General features: G+C 35.5%; 19 protein-coding genes. 3 read left to right on the plus strand and 16 right to left on the minus strand.

Translation table 11 applies throughout. From position 1 onward, the window contains the following. Window positions 1-59: 59 nt before the first annotated feature. Entirely contained in the window at window positions 60-1,100 is a 1,041-nt protein-coding gene (locus ACM6F9_RS19435; RefSeq protein WP_414847363.1) for an NAD(P)H-dependent glycerol-3-phosphate dehydrogenase, read from the minus strand. Between the two features lie 224 nt (window positions 1,101-1,324). Between ACM6F9_RS19435 and ACM6F9_RS19440 the strand changes: the two genes are divergently transcribed. Further along, window positions 1,325-2,353 carry a peptidoglycan DD-metalloendopeptidase family protein gene (locus tag ACM6F9_RS19440; protein ID WP_414847223.1) on the plus strand — a complete coding sequence of 343 codons (1,029 nt, stop codon included), beginning with the start codon at window positions 1,325-1,327 and terminating at the stop codon, window positions 2,351-2,353. Between the two features lie 206 nt (window positions 2,354-2,559). Here the strand turns inward: ACM6F9_RS19440 and ACM6F9_RS19445 are convergent, their stop codons facing one another. From ACM6F9_RS19445 to ACM6F9_RS19465, 5 genes are all read right to left on the minus strand, one after another. Beyond that, window positions 2,560-3,732, minus strand: coding sequence for a MoaF-related domain-containing protein (locus ACM6F9_RS19445; protein WP_414847224.1), 1,173 nt, complete (start codon window positions 3,730-3,732; stop codon window positions 2,560-2,562). A gap of 17 nt (window positions 3,733-3,749) precedes the next feature. Then, on the minus strand, window positions 3,750-4,403 hold the full coding sequence (locus ACM6F9_RS19450; RefSeq protein ID WP_105704039.1) for an NAD(P)-dependent oxidoreductase: 654 nt from the start codon (window positions 4,401-4,403) through the stop codon (window positions 3,750-3,752). A gap of 59 nt (window positions 4,404-4,462) precedes the next feature. Continuing rightward, the gene (locus ACM6F9_RS19455) at window positions 4,463-4,873 is read right to left on the minus strand and encodes an Rrf2 family transcriptional regulator (protein ID WP_105704038.1); all 411 of its coding nucleotides are present in this window, start codon (window positions 4,871-4,873) and stop codon (window positions 4,463-4,465) included. Window positions 4,874-4,938: 65 nt separating this feature from the next. Further along, on the minus strand, window positions 4,939-5,889 hold the full coding sequence (locus tag ACM6F9_RS19460) for a hypothetical protein (RefSeq protein ID WP_105704037.1): 951 nt from the start codon (window positions 5,887-5,889) through the stop codon (window positions 4,939-4,941). A gap of 145 nt (window positions 5,890-6,034) precedes the next feature. Beyond that, a complete protein-coding gene (locus ACM6F9_RS19465) occupies window positions 6,035-6,469 on the minus strand; it encodes an FKBP-type peptidyl-prolyl cis-trans isomerase (protein WP_051934256.1) in 435 nt (144 codons plus the stop codon). A gap of 297 nt (window positions 6,470-6,766) precedes the next feature. On the opposite strand from ACM6F9_RS19465, the gene ACM6F9_RS19470 reads away from it, so the two are divergent. Further along, entirely contained in the window at window positions 6,767-7,774 is a 1,008-nt protein-coding gene (locus ACM6F9_RS19470; protein ID WP_414847225.1) for a catalase, read from the plus strand. 217 nt (window positions 7,775-7,991) lie between these two features. On the opposite strand, the gene ACM6F9_RS19475 is transcribed toward ACM6F9_RS19470, so the two are convergent. The 9 genes from ACM6F9_RS19475 to ACM6F9_RS19515 all read right to left on the minus strand — a co-directional run bounded on the left by ACM6F9_RS19475 (window position 7,992) and on the right by ACM6F9_RS19515 (window position 15,352). Further along, window positions 7,992-8,405 carry a DUF1348 family protein gene (locus ACM6F9_RS19475; protein WP_414847226.1) on the minus strand — a complete coding sequence of 138 codons (414 nt, stop codon included), beginning with the start codon at window positions 8,403-8,405 and terminating at the stop codon, window positions 7,992-7,994. 3 nt (window positions 8,406-8,408) lie between these two features. Beyond that, window positions 8,409-8,936 carry a TetR/AcrR family transcriptional regulator gene (locus tag ACM6F9_RS19480; protein ID WP_414847227.1) on the minus strand — a complete coding sequence of 176 codons (528 nt, stop codon included), beginning with the start codon at window positions 8,934-8,936 and terminating at the stop codon, window positions 8,409-8,411. Between the two features lie 418 nt (window positions 8,937-9,354). Then, window positions 9,355-10,398: a TerC/Alx family metal homeostasis membrane protein gene (locus ACM6F9_RS19485; protein ID WP_414847228.1), complete on the minus strand. Its 1,044-nt coding sequence runs from the start codon at window positions 10,396-10,398 to the stop codon at window positions 9,355-9,357. 85 nt (window positions 10,399-10,483) lie between these two features. Continuing rightward, entirely contained in the window at window positions 10,484-11,092 is a 609-nt protein-coding gene (locus ACM6F9_RS19490; protein WP_414847229.1) for a TerD family protein, read from the minus strand. 69 nt (window positions 11,093-11,161) lie between these two features. Beyond that, window positions 11,162-12,109 (minus strand): hypothetical protein, encoded by a 948-nt coding sequence (locus ACM6F9_RS19495; RefSeq protein WP_414847230.1) that lies wholly within the window; start codon window positions 12,107-12,109, stop codon window positions 11,162-11,164. Window positions 12,110-12,125: 16 nt separating this feature from the next. Next, window positions 12,126-13,301, minus strand: coding sequence for a toxic anion resistance protein (locus ACM6F9_RS19500; protein ID WP_414847231.1), 1,176 nt, complete (start codon window positions 13,299-13,301; stop codon window positions 12,126-12,128). A 2-nt stretch (window positions 13,302-13,303) separates the two neighbouring features. Beyond that, window positions 13,304-13,861: a TerD family protein gene (locus tag ACM6F9_RS19505; protein ID WP_414847232.1), complete on the minus strand. Its 558-nt coding sequence runs from the start codon at window positions 13,859-13,861 to the stop codon at window positions 13,304-13,306. Further along, window positions 13,851-14,675: a phosphoribosyltransferase family protein gene (locus ACM6F9_RS19510; protein ID WP_414847233.1), complete on the minus strand. Its 825-nt coding sequence runs from the start codon at window positions 14,673-14,675 to the stop codon at window positions 13,851-13,853. The genes ACM6F9_RS19505 and ACM6F9_RS19510 overlap by 11 nt, the downstream gene beginning before the upstream one ends. A gap of 8 nt (window positions 14,676-14,683) precedes the next feature. Further along, the gene (locus ACM6F9_RS19515) at window positions 14,684-15,352 is read right to left on the minus strand and encodes an HAD family hydrolase (protein ID WP_414847234.1); all 669 of its coding nucleotides are present in this window, start codon (window positions 15,350-15,352) and stop codon (window positions 14,684-14,686) included. Between the two features lie 626 nt (window positions 15,353-15,978). Here ACM6F9_RS19515 and fusA point away from each other — a divergent pair. Beyond that, window positions 15,979-18,045 (plus strand): elongation factor G, encoded by a 2,067-nt coding sequence (fusA, locus tag ACM6F9_RS19520; protein ID WP_414847235.1) that lies wholly within the window; start codon window positions 15,979-15,981, stop codon window positions 18,043-18,045. A gap of 96 nt (window positions 18,046-18,141) precedes the next feature. On the opposite strand, the gene ACM6F9_RS19525 is transcribed toward fusA, so the two are convergent. Then, window positions 18,142-19,680: a SulP family inorganic anion transporter gene (locus tag ACM6F9_RS19525; protein ID WP_414847236.1), complete on the minus strand. Its 1,539-nt coding sequence runs from the start codon at window positions 19,678-19,680 to the stop codon at window positions 18,142-18,144. Between the last annotated feature and the right edge of the window lie 155 nt (window positions 19,681-19,835).

Raw genomic sequence — 19,835 nt, forward strand, 5'->3', positions numbered from 1 at the left:
AATTAAAGATTTTTTTCATGAACAAGGTTTTATTAATAAAACCTTGTTTTTTTATATTATTAATTCAGTTTTGCCGTCAGTTTTTTAAACTGCTTTTCGGCATTTTTCCCTTCATAAAGAATAGCGTATACGGTATCTATAATTGGTAATTTAAGATTTTTCTGTTTGGCAGTTTTGTAGATAGAATCAGCTGCATAATATCCTTCCGCCACCATATTCATAGACTGAATGGCAGATTTTACGGTATATCCTTTCCCAATAAGGTTTCCAAGGTTTCGGTTTCTGGAAAAAAGTGAATAGGCTGTTACTAAAAGGTCTCCCAGATAAGCACTTTCATTCACATCTCTTGGGGCTTCATAGATAGCTTCCAAGAAAGTTTCCATTTCACGGATTGCATTAGAAACAAATACTGCTGTAAAGTTATCTCCATAGCCTAATCCGCTTGCAATTCCTGCTCCGATTGCAAAAATATTTTTAAGAATTGCACTGTATTCATTTCCTAAAATATCTTTACTTGTTTGTACTTTAATAAAATCTGAACTGAAAATACCTTCAAGTTTTTCAGCGGTTTCATCTTCTACCGTAGCAATAGTAAGGTAAGAAAGTCTTTCCATCGCTACTTCTTCCGCATGGCAAGGTCCTGCAATAACAGCCTGGTTTCTGAAACCGATTTTAAATTCATCGCGAAGATAATGAGCCACTACATCATTTACTTTAGGAATAATCCCTTTAATTGCAGAGATAAAGATCTTATCTGAATAGTCACAGGTCATCTTATCTAATGTATCAGAAAGATAGATCGACGGAGTTGCCAGAACGATAACATCACAGGCAGTAACCAATTCATTGATATCCGTTGTCAGTTTTAAACTTTTCAGATTAAAATGAGCTGCCGTAAGATAAGTGGGATTATGCCCACGCAGCTCAATGGCTCCTTTTACAAATTCACTTCTTACACACCAGTGTACTACTTTGCAGTTTTCAACAAGCATTTTTACGATCGCGGTTGCAAAACTTCCGCTTCCTACAACTCCTACAGAAATATCCTTTTTATTCTTTTTTGGATTCGAAGACTCTGAAATAATTTTCTTTTTAGCCATAATTGGAATGTGAACTGCAAAGATATTAAAACAAAGACGTAACGCAGGCTTTGAAACTATGATAAAAGCCATTTTCTGAAAAAATTAACATTCCGACACAATTAAATAGCTAATTAACCGTTAAATACAGAAAAAACTGAATTTTAATTAAAAATAACTCTCAAAACGTATTTTTAATTAAATTTGCATCTTCAAAACCGTTTTAACTTACTAAGAGAAGAAATATGAAAAAATTTCTAAACAGCAAGAAGAACGTAAACATTCTCCTCGGAGGACTTTTACTAGTAGTTTTTGCACAAGGTGTATGTATTGCCAAACTCTTTTCTGAAAGAGATGATAAAACCTACGAAGTAAACCTTGTAAAAATAAACACTGAAAAAGACAGTGTAGATTATTTAAAAATGAAAACTGATCTTACTCTTGTAGATCAGACCGTTGGCCAACTCAATTCCTTCCTGAAATCTAAAGACATTACCAACGAAAAACTGATGATACTGGATCAGGACAGTATTTCAAATTCTATTTATCTTTCCAAGCAGGCTAACCGATACAGCCAATATCTGATGGATCTTCAGAAAAAACTGATGCAGGTTCCATTAGGAATGCCTACGGATGGGTATATTTCCTCTAATTTCGGGATAAGAAAAAACCCGATTCCTTTTAAAACTGTTTACGCTTCAGTAAAAACAAGTGCGGCTACAGAATCAAAGCCTGCAGTTGTTGCCGCTGCAAAGCCCGAAGTAAAAGCTGAACCTGTAGAGAAAATCATAGAACTTACTGACAGCTATGGAAATAAAAGAGAAGTAAAAGTGATGGTTACGCCAAAAGCGGCTCCTGTGGCTTCTGCGCCATCTCCCACTGCTACAAAAGTTGTTGCCGGAACTACTACAACTAAAACCGCTGTTGCTGAAAAAAACAATCCTCCTGCTGAAGCTGATCAGATACAATTCCATAAAGGATTAGACATTGCTGTCGCTTATGGCTCTGATGTAAGAGCTGCTGCGGCGGGAACTATTATTTTTTCCGGGCAGAAAGGAGGTTATGGAAACTGTGTGATTGTTTCTCACGGAAACGGACTGGCTACGTTATACGGACACTTATCTCAGCTTGTTGCTAAAGTAAATGAAAAAGTAAAAGTAGGACAGGTAATTGCTAAATCCGGAAATTCCGGACGTTCCACAGGACCTCATCTTCATTATGAAGTACACAAAAACAATACTCCGGTTAATCCGAAATTGTTTATGAATTTATAAAAAGAAAGGCTGTCTATTCGACAGCCTTTTTTACTGATGATGAAATTTTTAAACCATTAAGATTCTATTAAGTTTTTAAGAATATTAAGAAGAGCTTCGCTTTAAGCAGACTCTTTCTCTATTTTTTCCTTAATGTAACTTCAAGCCTTCAAAAGTCTTATGGTTCAAAATAAAAACTACCATCATGTGATGGCAGTTTTTTTATCTTATTTCAAAATTTTAAGAGTTCCTTTCGGATGGGTAAATGTACCGTCCGGACCTGCAATATTCGAATAGATGATATTTTTGTTATAATCCTGAATATGGGTCACATTGAAGCCAAGATGGGGCTCATGCCAGTACACCATAAAAACATTCTTTGCTACTTCCACAGCAGTATATTCTACTGTATCTGTACTGTCTTTTGAACTTCCGGCTGTTCCTGTAAACGTCATGGTTTTGTTATCTTTAAAATCAAGAAGGAATTTTACAGCTCCGAAATCCACTTCAACCTTGCGGCCAATTGCCGGATATGGAGATTTCAGATCCCAGTCCATTTCTTTAAGATAAACCTTTACGCCCATTTCCAGCTCATCTTTTCCTGGCAGATCAGGGTATTTTTTAACCATATAATCTACGATAGCGGATGACGTTTTATTTTCAGTCACTGCCTGTTTATAATTTTCCAGATAGCCTTTCACAAAATCAAGAGATTGTGGAGATGTGGAAAGTTCTGCAAAGTGGGAAGGAATTACTTTTTCCGGATTCAATGCTTTCATAGCATCTATCTGCCCAATCCACTGATCTATCGCTTTTGCATTCTGGGTATCTGCCATCCAAAGGTGTGAACCTACAGACACAGAAATCCCACCTGCAATGGTTTTGATGGAAGGAATCCAAAGGAAACTGTGTGCCGGATCTTCCGGGTTTTGTCTGATTTCAATTTTGTTTCCTTCAAGATCAGGAATTGAAGTAACTGCTTCAGGAATTATAATTTCCGATGGCGCATCTGCCTTCAACTGTGGTTTCCATACTCCCATTTTATCATCTTTTGAAGCTGATATAAGGTAAGCAGTTTGTGCTGTTGAGATAATTTTAGCATTAGGAAAAGCTTTTTTAATCACGTCCAGACCAAAATAAAAATCCGGATCACTGTGAGAAATAAAAACGGTTTTCAGGTTCTTCCCTGTGGCTTTTATTTCTTTTACCAACTGTTCTGCATATTGTTTCTGGAACTGAGCATCTACAAGGATTGCATCTTTATCACCATAAATAATGGTTGAAGTAATAGGAAAAATAGCTTTGGTTCCCGGATTATAAATTTTTACTTTGAGATTTCCGGCGAATATGCTGATAAATCCCAATAGTGCTAATAACGACAATAATTTCTTTTGTATCATTTTTGTTCTTTTATGGATTAATAAGCTGCTGTAAAACGTTCACGAATGTGGTTGTTCTGCTCTAATTCATCTACTAAAACTACGGCTACATCTTCTACAGACAGACGGCTTCTTCCGTTTTCATCAAATACTGGAGTTTCTAATGAAGTTCTGTATTTTCCGGTTCTTTCCCCTACATTGGCCTGATTCATTTCTATAGCAGGGCTGAAGAAAGTCCAATCTAATGTATTATTTTCTTTGATTTTGTTTAAATAGTCTCTCGCTGCTGTTGCCCCTGGCTTGTATGCTTCCGGGAAATCTGGAGTATCTACAATCTGTACATTATCCGGAGTATAAAGGCTTCCTGCTCCACCCACTACGATCAGTCTTTTTACACCTGACTGCTCTACTGCTTTCTGAATATTTTCAGAACCATTTAAGAAATCATTGTAAAGATTAGGATTCGTCCATCCCGCATTGAATGTACTGATTACCGCATCGCTTCCTTTCAATGCTTCAGTCAATTCATTTACATTGTTTACATCAACACTTTTTGCGGTTACATTTTCCTGTGTTTTTACTTTTGAGGCATCTCTTACCAATGCTTCCACTGCATATCCTCTCTCTGCTAATTCTGATACTACGTGTGCTCCTACAAATCCTGTTGCACCGATTACTGCTACTTTTTTCATAATGTTTTATTTTTAATTAAATTGTAATAAATTTTGTTACATTTAAGGTTAAAAAAATTTTATTCGAACTGGTCCACGAATTCCTGTAATGACTTGTCTCCTAAAAAGTTTACCACCAATTGATTTGTTTCTTCAAACAATGTATTTAAATGATTATTGATCTCCTTACCAACACTGCATGCCGGATTAGGATTCTGATTTTTTTTACCTAATACTTCTGTATTTTTTACTGCTTTATAGATCTCAGAAATAGTGATCATTTCAGCATTTTTTGCAAGCTGACTTCCTCCTTCTTTTCCCTGTCTGCTGACAATCAGACCTGCTTCTCTCAACACGCTGATCTCCTTTCGGACAATCACCGGATTTACATTGATACTACCGGCCATCCAGTCAGAAGTAAGCCACTCCTGAGGACTTTTTGCCAATAAGGTCATAATATGTACTGCCGTAGCAAATCTTGTATTGTTCATTGTAATTACGTTGCAAAGATAAACATTTTTTAAATGTAACAAAATTTATTACAGTTAAATTTTTCTTAAAGAATTAATTTGTCTAAATCAAGCAGTAAATAATTGATGTTCTGATTGATGGTGCGAGTTGCCGATTGCATTTGATTGAGCATGGCAGCCCGGTTGTGAAGATCATCTGCTCTGTAGAATCCTCCATCACTGAAAATAACTGACTTATCCGCTGCTTCTTTACTGTCATCAAACTGATAATGAAGCCATCTCGATTTCATATTTCCGATAATAGAATGTTCTTCCTTGTTGGAAAACTTTTTCTCCGTATACATATACCAGATGAAAGGTGGAAAATTGGGAGACTCCAGTTTTTCTCTCCAAATATCTCTTAACAGGTTTCTTTGGTGGATAAACTCTACCTTTTTTCCTTTGGGATTAAGGGTTGCCAAACCAAACCCTGCTCCTAAGATACCACCTCCAATGCCTATTGCATTATCCCAACCGTCACTTTTCACTATACCCCCCGCTATGGAAGAAGCTGCTCCGGCAATGATAGAATATAAAATAAGTTTATTATTTCTGGAAGAATTCAGGTTATCTACATAGTTTCCGATTTGTGCTACTCTTTCTCCTTCGCAATCAAATTCAGCAGCTACTGCATCAAGTTCAGTTAGCGCAATGGTAATTCTGCTGTTGATTTTGGTTTTAAGCTGCAATATTTTGACTTGTGAAGTCAATGAAGAATCTTTTTTAAGTTGAATAATTTTATGAACATCATCCAGATTATTCAAAGCATTTAAGATCAAAATACTCTGATCCGTAAAAGTTTCCTTCAGATCTTTATTGGCCGTCAGAATAGAATCCGAATTATAAGACGGAAGTTTATTATTGTAATTGTACTTGAAAGGTGCCTTACAATAGCTGTCTTTCAGGGTAAGAATATTCTGCTGAATAGCCTGATTCTTTTTGGAAACACAGGATACCAGTAAGCCAGCAATAGCAAAAAGGTAAAAAAGTTTTTTCATGCAGTCATATTTTGTGTTGCCTGGATTGTATTGTAAAAATCATTTCTTTTTTCTTCTTCATCTTACAATTCACCTATACGAATATAGTACAAATAAAAAAATTTACCTGAAATCAGGTAAATTTTTAATCTATTTTTAAGAAGGATTATTTAATATCAAGCAATTCAACTTCGAAAACCAACGTACTGTTTGGTCCGATTTCTTTGCTGATTTCCTGATCTCCGTATGCTAAATGCGGAGGAATGATCAGTCTCCATTTACTTCCAACAGGCATTAACTGAAGAGCTTCCGTCCAACCTGAAATTACTCTGTTTAAAGGGAAAGATGCAGGCGTACCTCTTTTTACAGAGCTGTCAAACACTTTACCGGAAATAGTAGTTCCGTGGTAATGGCATTTTACAGTAGATTTAGGACCTGGCTTTGCACCGTCTCCTTCTGTAATAATTTCATATTGTAAGCCGCTTGGTAACTGCACTACGCTTTCTCTTTTACCATACTCTTCCATATATTCTTTACCATCTTTCAGGTTCTTTTCTGCCAATTCTTTTTTACGTTTAAATAACATATCTGCTACTCCCATATTATAATTTTTTACAAAGATAAGGCTTTTTAAGGTTGGAAAATGGAAGCATGAGGATGGAAGCTTAAAAATAGAAGCTCTTTCATATTCAATCCTATTTTTTTAAATTCATTCTTATTTAAAACAATTAAAACCTAACAATCAATTAATTAAACAAATTATCAATTAAAATTCAGCAACCATATTGACTTACATTTTCTTATTTTCTATACTGTTTTCCACAAAATTCAAATAATTGTAATACTTTCTTAACACAGATTTCGAAACTTGGCGTTATAATTGAATTTTAAAAACTAAATGCCAAATCCATTAAAATATAATAAGAAGTTTGACGAGCTGAATGAAGAGGAAAAAAAACTTCTGGAAATCAATAAAAAAACAATAGCTGATTTTGTTGAGCAGTCCTCTTCCATCAGTGATGTCAATTATGCAACCCGGAATGCCCATGCGAAAACTTATGCCGTAGCAAAGGGAACATTCTGGATAGAACCTGATATCCCGGAATCGCTACAGCCCTATTTTGATAAGGAAAAATTTGATCTTACTATACGTTTTTCCAATGCGCAGCTGAAGATTAGAAATACTAAAAAAGATATTCCTGCTTATGGTTTTGCGGTACAGATCAAGGACGAAAACGGAGTGTTGCTTGCCAATTATCCGTTGGTTAATTTTCCTTTGTTCCCAATTCAATCTGTTTCTACTTTTCTAAAGCTATTTACAGCAATCAACCGGCTTTATATGAAGCAATGGAGAAATTTATTCCCTATGTTTATTCAGATGGGTAAAATGCTTCCTTCATTGTTAACTGGTGATATGCTCCGCAATATGCTAAAGCTTATTGGAAAGAGAAATGATTTTATTCTGTCGTTTGATTATTATTCTGTAGGAGCTTACCGTCTGGGAGACCAGGTTATTAAAATAAAGCTATGCCCACAATCTGTGGACAAAAATACAGGGAGAAAACAAAATATAAAAGACTCGTTGAAAAGTTACCTGCAAATTCATGATTTTACTGCAGATGTTTTGATCCAGGTATGCTATGACTTGAAAGACCAACCCATCAACAAACTGAATGTGGAGTGGAAAAATTCTCCTTTTATTAAAATCGGTGAGGTAAAAATTGATAAAGATTCTTTGTTGGATTCCCGCAGTTGTAACACGGAACTTCTTTCATTCAATCCTTTTGAAAGTAAAATCTTTTTTCAGCCTGTAGGAAAAATACAAAAGTTACGCGATGAAGCTTATAAAGTTTCTATACAAACAAGAAGGAAGATTAATAAGCTACTGCATGGGAAAAACAGTTAAAATAATGATGAATTATGAATTTTTGAACGCAAAACAAAGATTTTATATAAAAAAGAGCATTTCTTGGAAGTGTCATTCTGAACACAGACTGAAAGTCTGCGAACGCAGTTCAGAAATGTAATGAAGAATCTCATATCATTGTCTATCATTAAGATTCTTCCTTCGTCAGAATGACAAAAACCAAATAATTTGAGTTTTGAGATAATTTCTTATTATTTTATGTGAACTTTCTGTCTTGTTCCTGGATAGCCAGATCATTGATACTTGCATATCTTTTCGCCATCAAACCGTTTTCATCAAACTCCCAGTTTTCATTTCCATAGGCTCTGAACCAGTTTCCTTCTTTTGTCTGATATTCATATTCAAAGCGAACGGCAATACGATTATCTGTATGTGCCCAATACTCTTTTTTAAGCTTATAATGAAGTTCTTTTTCCCATTTCTTCTGAAGGAATTCTACAATTTCGTCTCTACCATTCACGAAGGTATCTCTGTTTCTCCATTCACTGTTGATAGTATAAGCTTTAGAAACCTTTTCGGGATCCTGACTGTTCCAGGCATCTTCTGCCAGTTGGATTTTTTCTAATGCTGTTTCAAGAGTGAAAGGCGGAAGCGGATGTTTTTGTTCCATAATTTATTGTATTAAATTGGTGACTATTTTTTTTGATTTTTCAATTAATTCATTGGATTTGAAAAGCTGACTTTCTATGATACTGCTTTCAAAAAGCATATAGATGTGATCAGAAACAATATCGTCATTCATCAACTCTAGAAAATAGTTTCTAAGATCAGTTTTATGAAACTGAATCACACTTAGAATTTTGGTATTATCCGTAGGTATTTCCGATAGAATGTTCAGAAAACTGCATCCTCTGAAGTTTTCCTTGTCATTCATATAGACTAGAAAATCGAAAGCTTTGATGATTTTAGATGTTGAATCTTTTTCTTTTGCGACAAAGGTATTGAGTTCACCAAACCAATATTCATGTCTCACATTCAGAAATTCTACACACAAATCTTCTTTGGATTTAAAATACTGATAGAAACTTGCTCTGGCGACTTCTGCTTCAGAGATAATCTGGTTGATTCCTGTGGAGTTGTATCCTTGTTTGGCAAACAAATCAAAGGTTGTTTCTACAATTCTTTCTCTTGGAGATTTCATATACTTTTCTTTTCTGGAACAAATGTATGAAAAAAAACAACAAACAGACCAGTCTGTCTATTTTTTATTTTTAAAATATTTTTTTTAAGTAAGATGTTGGAAAACGCAAAGGCACTAAATTTTTATAGATGTCATATATTAAAGGCGTAAGGATTTTATCTGCGATAAAATTTAATATCGTTAATAATATAACTCTGAATAATATAAATAATTTATAAGCCTCCTTGCCGAAAATCTTTGAAGTTTTAATTCTCTGCGTTTTAAAATTCAACGTTGCTGAAAATCTTTGATTTTCTTGCGCCTTAAGTAATTGCAAAATGCTTATCCTCCTAGTGCCTTTATATTTTTCCGAAAAAAACACAAATAAAAAAACCTCCAGAAATAAATTCCAGAGGCTCTTTATATATTTTAAATACAATTATTTTTCTTCCAATTCTTCTTTCTTCTCTTCTTCTTTTTCAGGGAAGATGATGGATAAAAGAACAGATATTACCAATACCCCTCCTACGATTCCCAAAGAAACCGGAGACGGAATATGAATCCATGGTGCAATAAGCATTTTAACTCCAATGAAGGACAGGATAATCGCCAATCCGTAGGGAAGTTTGCTGAACATGTGGATAAAGTTGGCCAACAGGAAATATAATGATCTTAATCCTAAAATAGCGAAGATATTTGATGTATAAAGGATGAATGGATCATTAGAAATAGCGAAGATCGCCGGAATAGAGTCTACCGCAAAAAGAACGTCAGTAAATTCGATAACCCCTACCACTACTAAAAGAGGTGTTGCCATTTTGATTCCGTTCTGGATGGTGAAGAACTTATCTCCATCATAGTTATCGGAAACCTTCCAGAAACTTTTGATCAGTCTTGCTCCTGCTGTATTGCTGTAATCTTCATCATCATCATCGTCACCATCACCCCAGGATTTGATCCCCGCATACACAAGGAATAATCCGAATAAGGCCATTACAACGTTGATTTTCACAGCTTCTCCGAAGATATTCATTTCAGGAAGATAGGTAAGATTGATCAGTCCTACTCCTGCAAAGATGAATATAGCTCTGAAGATCAATGCTCCAATAATTCCCCAGAAAAGAACTTTGTGATGAAGGTATTTCGGAACTTTAAAGAACCCGAAAACCAGGATAAATACAAATAAGTTATCCACAGAAAGTGCTTTTTCAATCCAATAAGCAGCCTGATACTGTGTAAATTTCTCTATTGCCAAAGCATGGCTTGCAGGACTTCCATCGGTATTGAATACCCAATATACCACTCCTGAAAAAACCATTGAAAGCGAAATCCATACGATAGACCATATAGTAGCTTCTTTGGAAGATACTTCGTGACTTTTTTTATTAAATACCCCTAAGTCCAGGAGCAGCATGATAACGACTGTTATTGCAAATCCCCACACCAGACCTGGGTGCAGTTCTAAAATACTTTGATGTTCCACTTGAGTTATGTTATTATATGATAAAAGCAATAGATGCACAGAGTACAAATATTGCTATTTTATTTATCTTTTGATTGTCAATTGATTATAGGTAATTCATCTGTACCGTTTGGATCGTCTGCTCCAGCTTTTTATCTGCTGTAGGATCTCCAATCGCATTGAATTTCCACTCTCCATTTCTCTTATAGAAAACCCCCATTACCATAGCAACGTGTCCGTTGAAAGATGCATCATTCGCAATATCATATTTTGCAAAAACTTCTCTTACATTGGTAGGTGTTCCTTCATAAATACGGATAGAAGCAAAAGGAATGGTTCCGAAATCCTGGCCTCTGTAGCTGTTCAGTACCATTGCCACATGCTCTACATTCTGCTCCAGCTGGCTGAAATCTACTGTGATTACTTCATTATCCAATCCGTCATCTCCGTCTACGTCACCAGTAAGGTCATCTCCACTGTGTCTTACAGATCCGTTTCTTGATTTAAGGTTTCCGAAATAGATTACTTCCGTAACGTTTTTATTTGAATCATATAAAATACAGCTTCCGTCTAAGTCTACTGCTTCTTTTTTAGTTCCAAAAAATCCTTTCTTTTCAATTGCTCCCCAGTTGATTCCTACACAAGCCTGGGAAAGTTCAGCTCCATTTTCTTTTTTAAGGTTTATTCTCTGACCTTTTTGTAAGTTGATAGCCATCTTTTTATGTTTAGTTGTTATTTACTATTTTGCAAAAAAGTGAATCTTCTTTGCTTTTCAAATTTCGTTCTAGTTATTATTTAAATTCAAATTAAGCATTGCCCGCAGAATATTGGTTTCTTCATCGAAGTCAAATATTTTGCTCATAATATCCATATTTTCCAGGTTTTTGATATAGTCTTTCAAAACACCTTCTACTTCCGGTGGTAACGTACGTTTTCTCTCGTTCATACTGTGTTCCAGCTGTTCATTTTTACTTTTCAGCTGATCAATAATAGAACTTTGATTTGATTGATTTTCAGAAGTATCCAGTTTATCCAGTTCTTTGTCAAAAAGATACAATTTCTTTTCGTCTACACTGAAAATAAAATGATCATCAGACTGAAAGATTTTGAAAAGCTCATAATCATGGGTTCCAACAAGGTAACCGCAGACAAAACGAACTTTAAATCCTTGTATATTAAGTCTTCCCAACAGTTTTCTTTCAATGGAATAATCTTTATACTGATATGCCGGGAAAGAATCAGATTTCAGCAGGGTTTCATCTGCATCTGTTCTGTAAAATTCCTGGGCATACTTTTTATGAAAGTACAATACATTCTCCCAATTGGCTGTAAAACTATCTTCAGTAAGATCTTTATACAACGTTTTCAGATGCTGGGAAAATACACCGCTATACATTTTCCTGTCGGTCTGAAAACTGTCTACCTGCCTTTCTTCAAAACCTGAAATATATTTACCGTTGATGTTAATTTCATTGATGACCGCCAGCATATCATTTTCCTTCTGCTTCTTAATTTTAGTCAGAAGTTCTATGAGGCTGTCCGTATACTGCAGGTGAAAAAGTTCCAGTTTATTGTAATCTAAAGCCGTATTTTCCTGGAACAGATTGTGGATAATATCTGTTTTGATGTAAATAGATATGATGTCAATATGTTCAAAAAAATTAGCGAGAAGCTTAAGCTTTGTTAATCTTCTTTTGCTTTGCGACAATATGGTTGCTGCATCATCCCCCACCTTAGTATGCTATAAATTAACCTCTAACATTAGCTTTAAGTTCGTGCTCCAATGTCTGAAGATCCTGATCCAGTTTTCTTCTATTATCTGCTCCCTGTTTCTGAATTTGTTTCACTTCATTCAATGTATTGATTAACATTGATGTTGTTTCTTTCAATGTTTCCACAGATACAATGGTCTGCTCATTAGCTCTTGCAACATTTATTGAGTTCTGTCCAAGACGCTCTGCATTCTTTCTTAAGATCTCTTCTGTAGTAGAAGATACTTTCTGTTGGATTTCAATATTCTGCTGTTGTCTGTACATTGCTACAGCCAATGAAAGCTGGTTTTTCCAGACTGGAAGTGTTGTGGTAAGAATCGTCTGTGCTTTTTCAGCAATAGAAACGTTGTTATTCTGTACCAGTCTGATCTGTGGAAGTGACTGCATCATGATCACGCGCACTACTTTAAGATCTGCCATTCTTCTGTCTAACCTTGCAATGAAATCTCTCTTATCTGCAATCTGATAATCCTGATAATCCTGAGGACTAGCCTCCATTTGAGCCAATTCTACTGCAGCTCTTTCCATTCTTATATTTCCTGCAATTACAAGATCTTCAATCTGCTTGATAGAATTCACATTACTTTCAAAAATAGTCTGCAATACAGCATTATCTTTTGTAGAAGTGATGATTCCTGCATTTACTTTGTAAGAGATCTGCTCGATATTGTTGATGATCTTATCATATTTTGCAAATAAGTTTTCCACCTGAGTCATTACTTTCTTCATGAATGGTAATTTACTCAGGAAATTTTTTACTTTATTTCCGTTAAGCTCATCTACGTCTACATAATTAAGCTCTACCAAAAGATCATTGATAAGTCCTCCTACTTCTCCAGAGTTTGATCTTCTAACATTTCCTAAAAAGCTGTCACTCTGATTGGTTAAAGTTTTCTGAAGCTCTGCCCCAAAATTCACGATGGAACCTGGATTTGCCTCGTCAATAGAGTTGGCAAGAACTTCATATTTCTGGCGTTCTTCTGACTGCAATTGCGTCAGGTTTACATTTCCTTCTCTATCCACAAGAACTGCCGGCGCTGCATTCTGAACAGGCTGAGCCGGAGTTGGAGGAACCATTGGAGTTGGTTCAAAGGTTTTAAGAGGTTCTATTGATCCTAGTGGATCTATGGGTTGATTTTCCTGATTGTCCATGATTACTTCTGATAAATTGATACAAATTTCTCAAGGCCCTCTCTCTGTCCTGCTCCTACAGCCTCAAATTTCCATTCTCCGTTTCTGTTATAGATTCTTCCGAATTCTACAGCCGTTTCGATTGAGAAATCTTCGTCTAATTCATATTTTAAGATCTCTTCATTCGTATCTGTATTGAAAATTCTGATGAAAGAATTTCTTACCTGTCCAAAGTTTTGTTTTCTTGAATCTGCTTCGTGAATAGTTACTACTACTGTAATTTCTTTGATAGCACTATCAATTTTTGTAAGATCAATTTTGATCTGCTCGTCATCACCTGATCCTTCTCCTGTAAGGTTATCCCCTGTATGGATTACAGATTTGTCCGGAGACTCAAGGTTGTTATAGAAAATAAAGTGATTATCTGAAACTAATTTTTTGTCGTCCCCAAGCAAAAATAAAGAAGCATCAAGGTCGAAAGCCGTTCCTGTAGAAGTATTATTGATATCCCATCCTAAACCTACAGTAAATTTAGGTGCGTTAATGTTTTCTCTTTGTCCTTTTTGTAAGTTAATAGCCATAATATAATTCCGTTTGTGTTAAAGTATTGATGTTATTTTCGTATTCTTTTATTAAATGATAATTGTTACTGATAGCCAGCTCCAAAAGCAGATCCATCTGTTCTTTTTTTACTTTAGACGTAAGATAATCAAAATTACTTGAATCCAGTCCTAAAATATATTTTACAATCCTTGTATTGAATTCAAAACTTTCTTTATTCATCACTTCTGCAACATGATTTACATTTTTCACTGCATAATAATTGAAAAAGTTTTCAATTTTCGGGTCAAGGTCAAAATTCATCAGTTCTGCATAATACAGGAACATAAAGTCTGCTTCCACACTATATTCATCCAGGATTCTGTTGACTGTATATTCATGACTTCCCGTGATTTTTATATCGTCTATAAAAATACAAAGTTTTCCTCTCAAAAAGTCCTTATCAATGTAATAAGTGTCATTTGCGATCAGATTTTTTCGGTCTTCAAAATTAAGATTCCCGTAATCTGTGATATAGGTATGATTTCTGTTGATTTTTGATAAAATACTTGACTTTTTTCCTTTTTGAAACAGATAAAAATCAAGATGCTTTTTAAAGAAAAAACATAAAAAATTGGATGCTGTTGGAATAGCCATATAAGGGCTTGGCAGCACTACAATTTCTTTATCTGTATTTAAAAGTTCTGCATTTTCGGAAACAAATCCGTCGAATAATTCTCTTGCAAATTTTTCAGCATACGACTTATCGCCATACTTGAAATAGCTGTATTCTGCAGGTGAGAAAGTAAACTCATCTGCCGAATGAATGTGGTGTAAGCTGTATCTTGTATTCATGTTTATTTTTAGTGTTTAAGTAAATGGGCACTGAAACCGAAGTTCTTTGCTCCCTGATAATCAGCTACAGGATTGTCTCCGATGTGCAGAATCTGGTGCAATGGCAAATCCTGATCTTCGATCTTATTCTTCACTTCCTGAAAAATAAGCGGGTTCGGTTTGGAACAGTTGATTTCATCAGAATAGATGTGAAAGTCTATGTACTGATCCAGATTTTCATGAATCAGGAATTTTCTCATTGTTTTGCCTTTGATAAACCCGGTGTTGCTCAGAATATTAATGGTTTTCCCTTGGTTTTTGATATCCTCAAAAAAATCATGAATATTTTCAAAAATCACAACCGGTTTATATTCCAGAAATAATTCTTCACTTTTGTTGTAAAACGCATTGAGTTTTTCTTTATTCAATTGTTTTACATCTACATTCAAAGCACCCAAAATCATCAGATAAATTTCAAAAGTATCAATATTCCCTCCTGTCACCTCATTGATCGTATTGCAAAGATCATCATAATATTTTACGGTTTTCGCAACCTCCTCTATTGGTTTATCTACGTTGAAAAATGAGGAGAACAGCTCAACTCTTTTTGCTTTAAATTCAGGGTGAGATTTGATTAAGGTGAGCCACAGGTCAAAGGAAAAATGACAGTGGTTTTGAATGTCGATATCTGTTTTCAATAGGTTTTAAGTTAAAAGTTTTTATTTAGCTTCTTGAAAAAGATTTAAAATTTTCATTCATCAAAAAGTGTTTATAAGACTATTCTTCCCAAAGATAAAATTTTTATCATAAAAGCATTACGTTCATTCTCTGTTTTAAGATATTTTTATGAAAATCCACAATTTTGGTAGATTCACTGAAGGTGATTTTCGAAGCGTTTAATAACAACTCAAAAAAAATATTTTGAAAAATTCTTTGGAAATCAAAAAAAAATTATAATTTCGCAACCGATTAAAAATCAACAATGTCAACAAAAATGATAAATATTATAACTTTAAGCAATCCTGTCAGAGCTGTGTTCTTTGGCAGCACTGAATATTTATCTGAATAGTTCTATAGATCTTTTATACCTAAAAATATATTGAAGACCTATCTATTCAAATAGGTCTTTTTTGCTGCCCTGATTTCAGACTTTAACAATTCAAGAAAATTCTGTTGTTTGTTAAGATCTCTGAAAATTTTCCTTTGATACAAAATACAGAAAATGTTTTGCCGGCTTTATGAGACCGGAGTGTATTTTGTGCTCATTTTTTTCAGAATCTCTGCCAGACACAGATCTAAAAATCAACAATTTAAATCAAACAAAATGAAATACAACACACGAAATATAGGGATTATAGCACACGTAGATGCAGGAAAAACAACTTTATCAGAAAGGCTTTTGTATTACACTGGACTCATTCATAAAATCGGTAATGTAGACGACGGAAATACTACCATGGATAAAGACATACAGGAAAGAAACAGAGGAATTACCATTTCATCCGCTGCAGTTTCTACCCAATGGAAAAAAGACAATAAAGTGTATAATATCAACATTATTGATACGCCAGGGCACATTGATTTTGCAGTAGAAGTGGAACGCTCCTTAAGGGTTTTGGACAGTGTTGTTGCTGTTTTCTGTGCATCGTCAGGAGTTCAGCCACAGACTGAAAATGTTTGGTTCCAGGCTGAAAAACATGGAACATCCAAAATCTGTTTCATCAATAAAATGGATAGAATTGGGGCAGATTTCTTTGGAGTTCTCAATGAGATAACAACCAAACTGAATGCTGTTCCTTTGGCTCTTCAGATTCCAATGGGTGCTGAAGTACATTTTGAAGGTGTTATTGATCTTGTCAAAATGAAAGCATTATACTGGACCGATGAAAACGGTGAAACCATTGTGGAAAAGGAAATTCCTGACCATTATATTGCTGAAGCTGATGAATACAGAATAAAGTTAATGGAAACTCTTGCAGAAAACGATGAGAAGTTCTTTGAGGTTTTTATGGATACTGAACAAACAGTTACTGTTGAAATGATTTCAGAAGCTATACAAAGAGTCTGCAGAACAGGATCAGCTGTTCCCGTTCTATGCGGTTCTGCTTTTAAGAATAAAGGAATTCAGCCTCTTCTTGATGCTGTGGTTACTTATCTTCCGGCCCCTGATCAGCTTGCTGACTTGCAGGGAAGAGATCCTCAAACGGAAGAAACCGTGACATTGGAAAGAAATGAAACGGCTGCTTTTTCAGGGCTTGTTTTCAAAGTTGTGATTGATAAACATATGGGAAGGCTTGCTATGCTTCGTGTATATTCCGGAAAGATACAATCCGGAGATACGATATTGAACGTAAGGACGGGTGAAAGTTTCAGAATTTCGAGAATTTTACAGATGCAGTCGGACAAAACGTTATCACTAGATGAAGCCAAAGCAGGAGATATTGTTGCTTTAACGGGAATAAAGGATGCCAAAACCGGAGATTCTTTATCTTCTCTTAATCAGCCAATATTACTGGAAGCCATCACGATTCCAACTCCTGTTATCAGAGTTGCTATCGAGCCAAAAACCAATGGTGATGAAAAATCTTTTGGTTTGGTGCTCGCAAAAATTCAGGAAGAAGACCCTTCGTTGGTGGTAGAAAGAGATCCGCAAACCGGGGAAACTTTATTAAGTGGATTGGGAGAACTTCATCTTGAGGTTACACTGGAGAAAATCCGCCTGAATCATGGTATTGAAATCAATCAGGGAAAACCTAAAGTTTCTTATCGTGAGATCTTAACGGAAACCAAAGTTCATAGAGAAAAGCTTTCCAAACAAAATGGAGGAAGCGGTCAGTTCGCTGATATCACTTTTGAAATCGGACCAGGAAATGACCATGAACATGGATTGGAATTCATCAATATGATCAAAGGAGGTGTTATTCCTAGCGAATTCATTCCTTCTGTTGAAAAAGGATTCAGAGAAGCTATGGATCATGGACCATTGAAAGGATATCCTCTGGAAAATATGAAGGTGACTCTTCTGGATGGTTCTTTTCATGCTCAGGATTCCGCAGCATTTGATTTCGAAATTGCTGCAAGAGAAGGATTCAAAGCAGCGACAAAAGCATGTCATCCTAAATTGATGGAACCTATTATGCAGGTAGAGATCCAAAGTATTGAGGAATACACGGGCGCTGTCACTGCGGACATCAACAGAAGAAGAGGAATTATAACTTCTATTGATGAAAAATCAGGAAGAAGGATTTTTGCAGCGGAAGTTCCGTTAGCTTCAACTTTCGGGTACATTTCTGACCTGAGAACTCTAACCAGTGGAAGAGCTTCCATCAGTATGAAATTATCAAATTATGCTTTAGTGCCTGATTTTATCGCGAATACATTAATAACCTAAACAAGCAAGGACTGTAGATTTTTCTTACAGTCCTTGTCTTGTTATTGGGGTTTATTCTTCATAATTGATAATTGATAAACAATTCAATTTTATTTTCTATTTTTCCGGCATCACCTTATACGTAGGATCTTCCTGAATATTGACTTCCACTACAGCTTCTGCATTTTTAAGTATTTTTCGGCAGTCTTCGCTGAGATGACGCAGATGTAAGGTTTTATGATATTGCTTATAACGTTTGGATAATTTGTCCAGAGCATCTATAGCACTCATATCTACAATTCTGCTTTCTTTAAAATCAACAACCACCTGTTCCGGATCATTCATTGGGTCAAATTTATCTGTAAATGCTGTCACTGAGCCAAAAAACAAAGGTCCGTATATTTCGTAATATTTTATCCCGTTTTCATCAACATATTTTCTTGCTCTGATTCTTTTAGCATTATCCCATGCAAAAACCAGTGCTGAAATAATTACCCCGACCAAAACAGCTAAAGCCAGATTATGCAAAATCACCGTAATCAAAGCTACGGTAACACCTACAAAAATATCCGATTTCGGCATTTTATTCACAATCCTGATGGATACCCACTGGAAAGTACTGATTGCAACCATCATCATCACTCCTACCAAAGCCGCCATAGGAATTTTCTCTATGACAGGTGCTCCACATAAAATAATGATTAGAATCAATAAGGATGCTATTATTCCGGATAATCTTGCTCTGGAACCCGCATTCAGATTCACCAGTGTTTGTGCTACCATGGCACATCCACCCATTCCGCCAAAGAAGCCATTGGTAATATTCGCCAATCCCTGAGCTACAGATTCTTTATTTGTATTTCCTTTACTATTGGTAATTTCATCTACCATAGATAATGTCAGAAGGGATTCAATAAGACCTACTCCCGCCATAATTAAGGCATACGGGAAAATAATCTGTAAAGTTTCCAGAGAAAAAGGAATCTGGGGAATATGAAAGGTTGGAAGATTTCCGCTGATATGGGCAATATCTGCTACTGTTTTTGTCGGAATATTAAACCCGAGAACAACAGCAAATACAATGATAATGGCTACCAGAGAGGCAGGGACAGTTTTTGTGATTTTTGGAAAAAAATAAACTACGGCAATTGTAAGCGCAGTTAATCCTGCCATGATGTATAAAGGCATTCCCTGCAGCCAACTTACTGCTCCATTAGCATCTGTAATTTTGAACTGCTCTACCTGTGCCATGAAAATAATGATAGCCAATCCGTTCAGGAAGCCATACATAACTGGTTGTGGAATCAGTCTTACAAATTTTCCAAGTTTAAAGATTCCTACAGCCATCTGAAGTATTCCAGCAAGTACTACGGTGGCAAAAAGATATTCTACTCCATGAGATTGTATAAGAGCAATCAATACAACGATAGTTGCTCCCGCTCCACCGGAAACCATTCCAGGACGTCCACCTAAAACTGCCGTCACGAGTCCCATCATAAAAGCTGCATAAAGCCCTGTAAGCGGGGACAGACCAGCAAGAATAGCAAATGAAAGTGATTCGGGAATCATCGTCATTGCTACCGTGAAACCCGCAAGCAATTCATTCTTGTAGTTTATTTTTTTCGAAAAGTCGAATAAGCTTATAGTATTTTTCATTGATTTGCAAAGGTATGGACTGTCTCAGTGGTATACAATTTTTTCTTTTTATCATTTTTTTACAAGTAAGAATACTGCTTTCAATAATTAACATATCAATTCTTATAAAATGTTAATTTTCATTAAAAAATAGATATAATGTATGATTTTTACAT

Source organism: Chryseobacterium sp. IT-36CA2, assembly GCF_949767875.1.
Lineage (GTDB): Bacteria > Bacteroidota > Bacteroidia > Flavobacteriales > Weeksellaceae > Chryseobacterium.

What these genes read in the sequence shown, in the direction of transcription:
- ACM6F9_RS19435 (WP_414847363.1), bottom strand. Translation starts at nt 1,100, where the DNA reads ATGGCTAAAAAGAAAATTATTTCAGAGTCTTCGAATCCAAAAAAGAAT.
- ACM6F9_RS19440 (WP_414847223.1), top strand. Translation starts at nt 1,325, where the DNA reads ATGAAAAAATTTCTAAACAGCAAGAAGAACGTAAACATTCTCCTCGGA.
- ACM6F9_RS19445 (WP_414847224.1), bottom strand. Translation starts at nt 3,732, where the DNA reads ATGATACAAAAGAAATTATTGTCGTTATTAGCACTATTGGGATTTATC.
- ACM6F9_RS19450 (WP_105704039.1), bottom strand. Translation starts at nt 4,403, where the DNA reads ATGAAAAAAGTAGCAGTAATCGGTGCAACAGGATTTGTAGGAGCACAC.
- ACM6F9_RS19455 (WP_105704038.1), bottom strand. Translation starts at nt 4,873, where the DNA reads ATGAACAATACAAGATTTGCTACGGCAGTACATATTATGACCTTATTG.
- ACM6F9_RS19460 (WP_105704037.1), bottom strand. Translation starts at nt 5,889, where the DNA reads ATGAAAAAACTTTTTTACCTTTTTGCTATTGCTGGCTTACTGGTATCC.
- ACM6F9_RS19465 (WP_051934256.1), bottom strand. Translation starts at nt 6,469, where the DNA reads ATGGGAGTAGCAGATATGTTATTTAAACGTAAAAAAGAATTGGCAGAA.
- ACM6F9_RS19470 (WP_414847225.1), top strand. Translation starts at nt 6,767, where the DNA reads ATGCCAAATCCATTAAAATATAATAAGAAGTTTGACGAGCTGAATGAA.
- ACM6F9_RS19475 (WP_414847226.1), bottom strand. Translation starts at nt 8,405, where the DNA reads ATGGAACAAAAACATCCGCTTCCGCCTTTCACTCTTGAAACAGCATTA.
- ACM6F9_RS19480 (WP_414847227.1), bottom strand. Translation starts at nt 8,936, where the DNA reads ATGAAATCTCCAAGAGAAAGAATTGTAGAAACAACCTTTGATTTGTTT.
- ACM6F9_RS19490 (WP_414847229.1), bottom strand. Translation starts at nt 11,092, where the DNA reads ATGGCTATCAACTTACAAAAAGGTCAGAGAATAAACCTTAAAAAAGAA.
- ACM6F9_RS19500 (WP_414847231.1), bottom strand. Translation starts at nt 13,301, where the DNA reads ATGGACAATCAGGAAAATCAACCCATAGATCCACTAGGATCAATAGAA.
- ACM6F9_RS19505 (WP_414847232.1), bottom strand. Translation starts at nt 13,861, where the DNA reads ATGGCTATTAACTTACAAAAAGGACAAAGAGAAAACATTAACGCACCT.
- ACM6F9_RS19510 (WP_414847233.1), bottom strand. Translation starts at nt 14,675, where the DNA reads ATGAATACAAGATACAGCTTACACCACATTCATTCGGCAGATGAGTTT.
- fusA (WP_414847235.1), top strand. Translation starts at nt 15,979, where the DNA reads ATGAAATACAACACACGAAATATAGGGATTATAGCACACGTAGATGCA.
- ACM6F9_RS19525 (WP_414847236.1), bottom strand. Translation starts at nt 19,680, where the DNA reads ATGAAAAATACTATAAGCTTATTCGACTTTTCGAAAAAAATAAACTAC.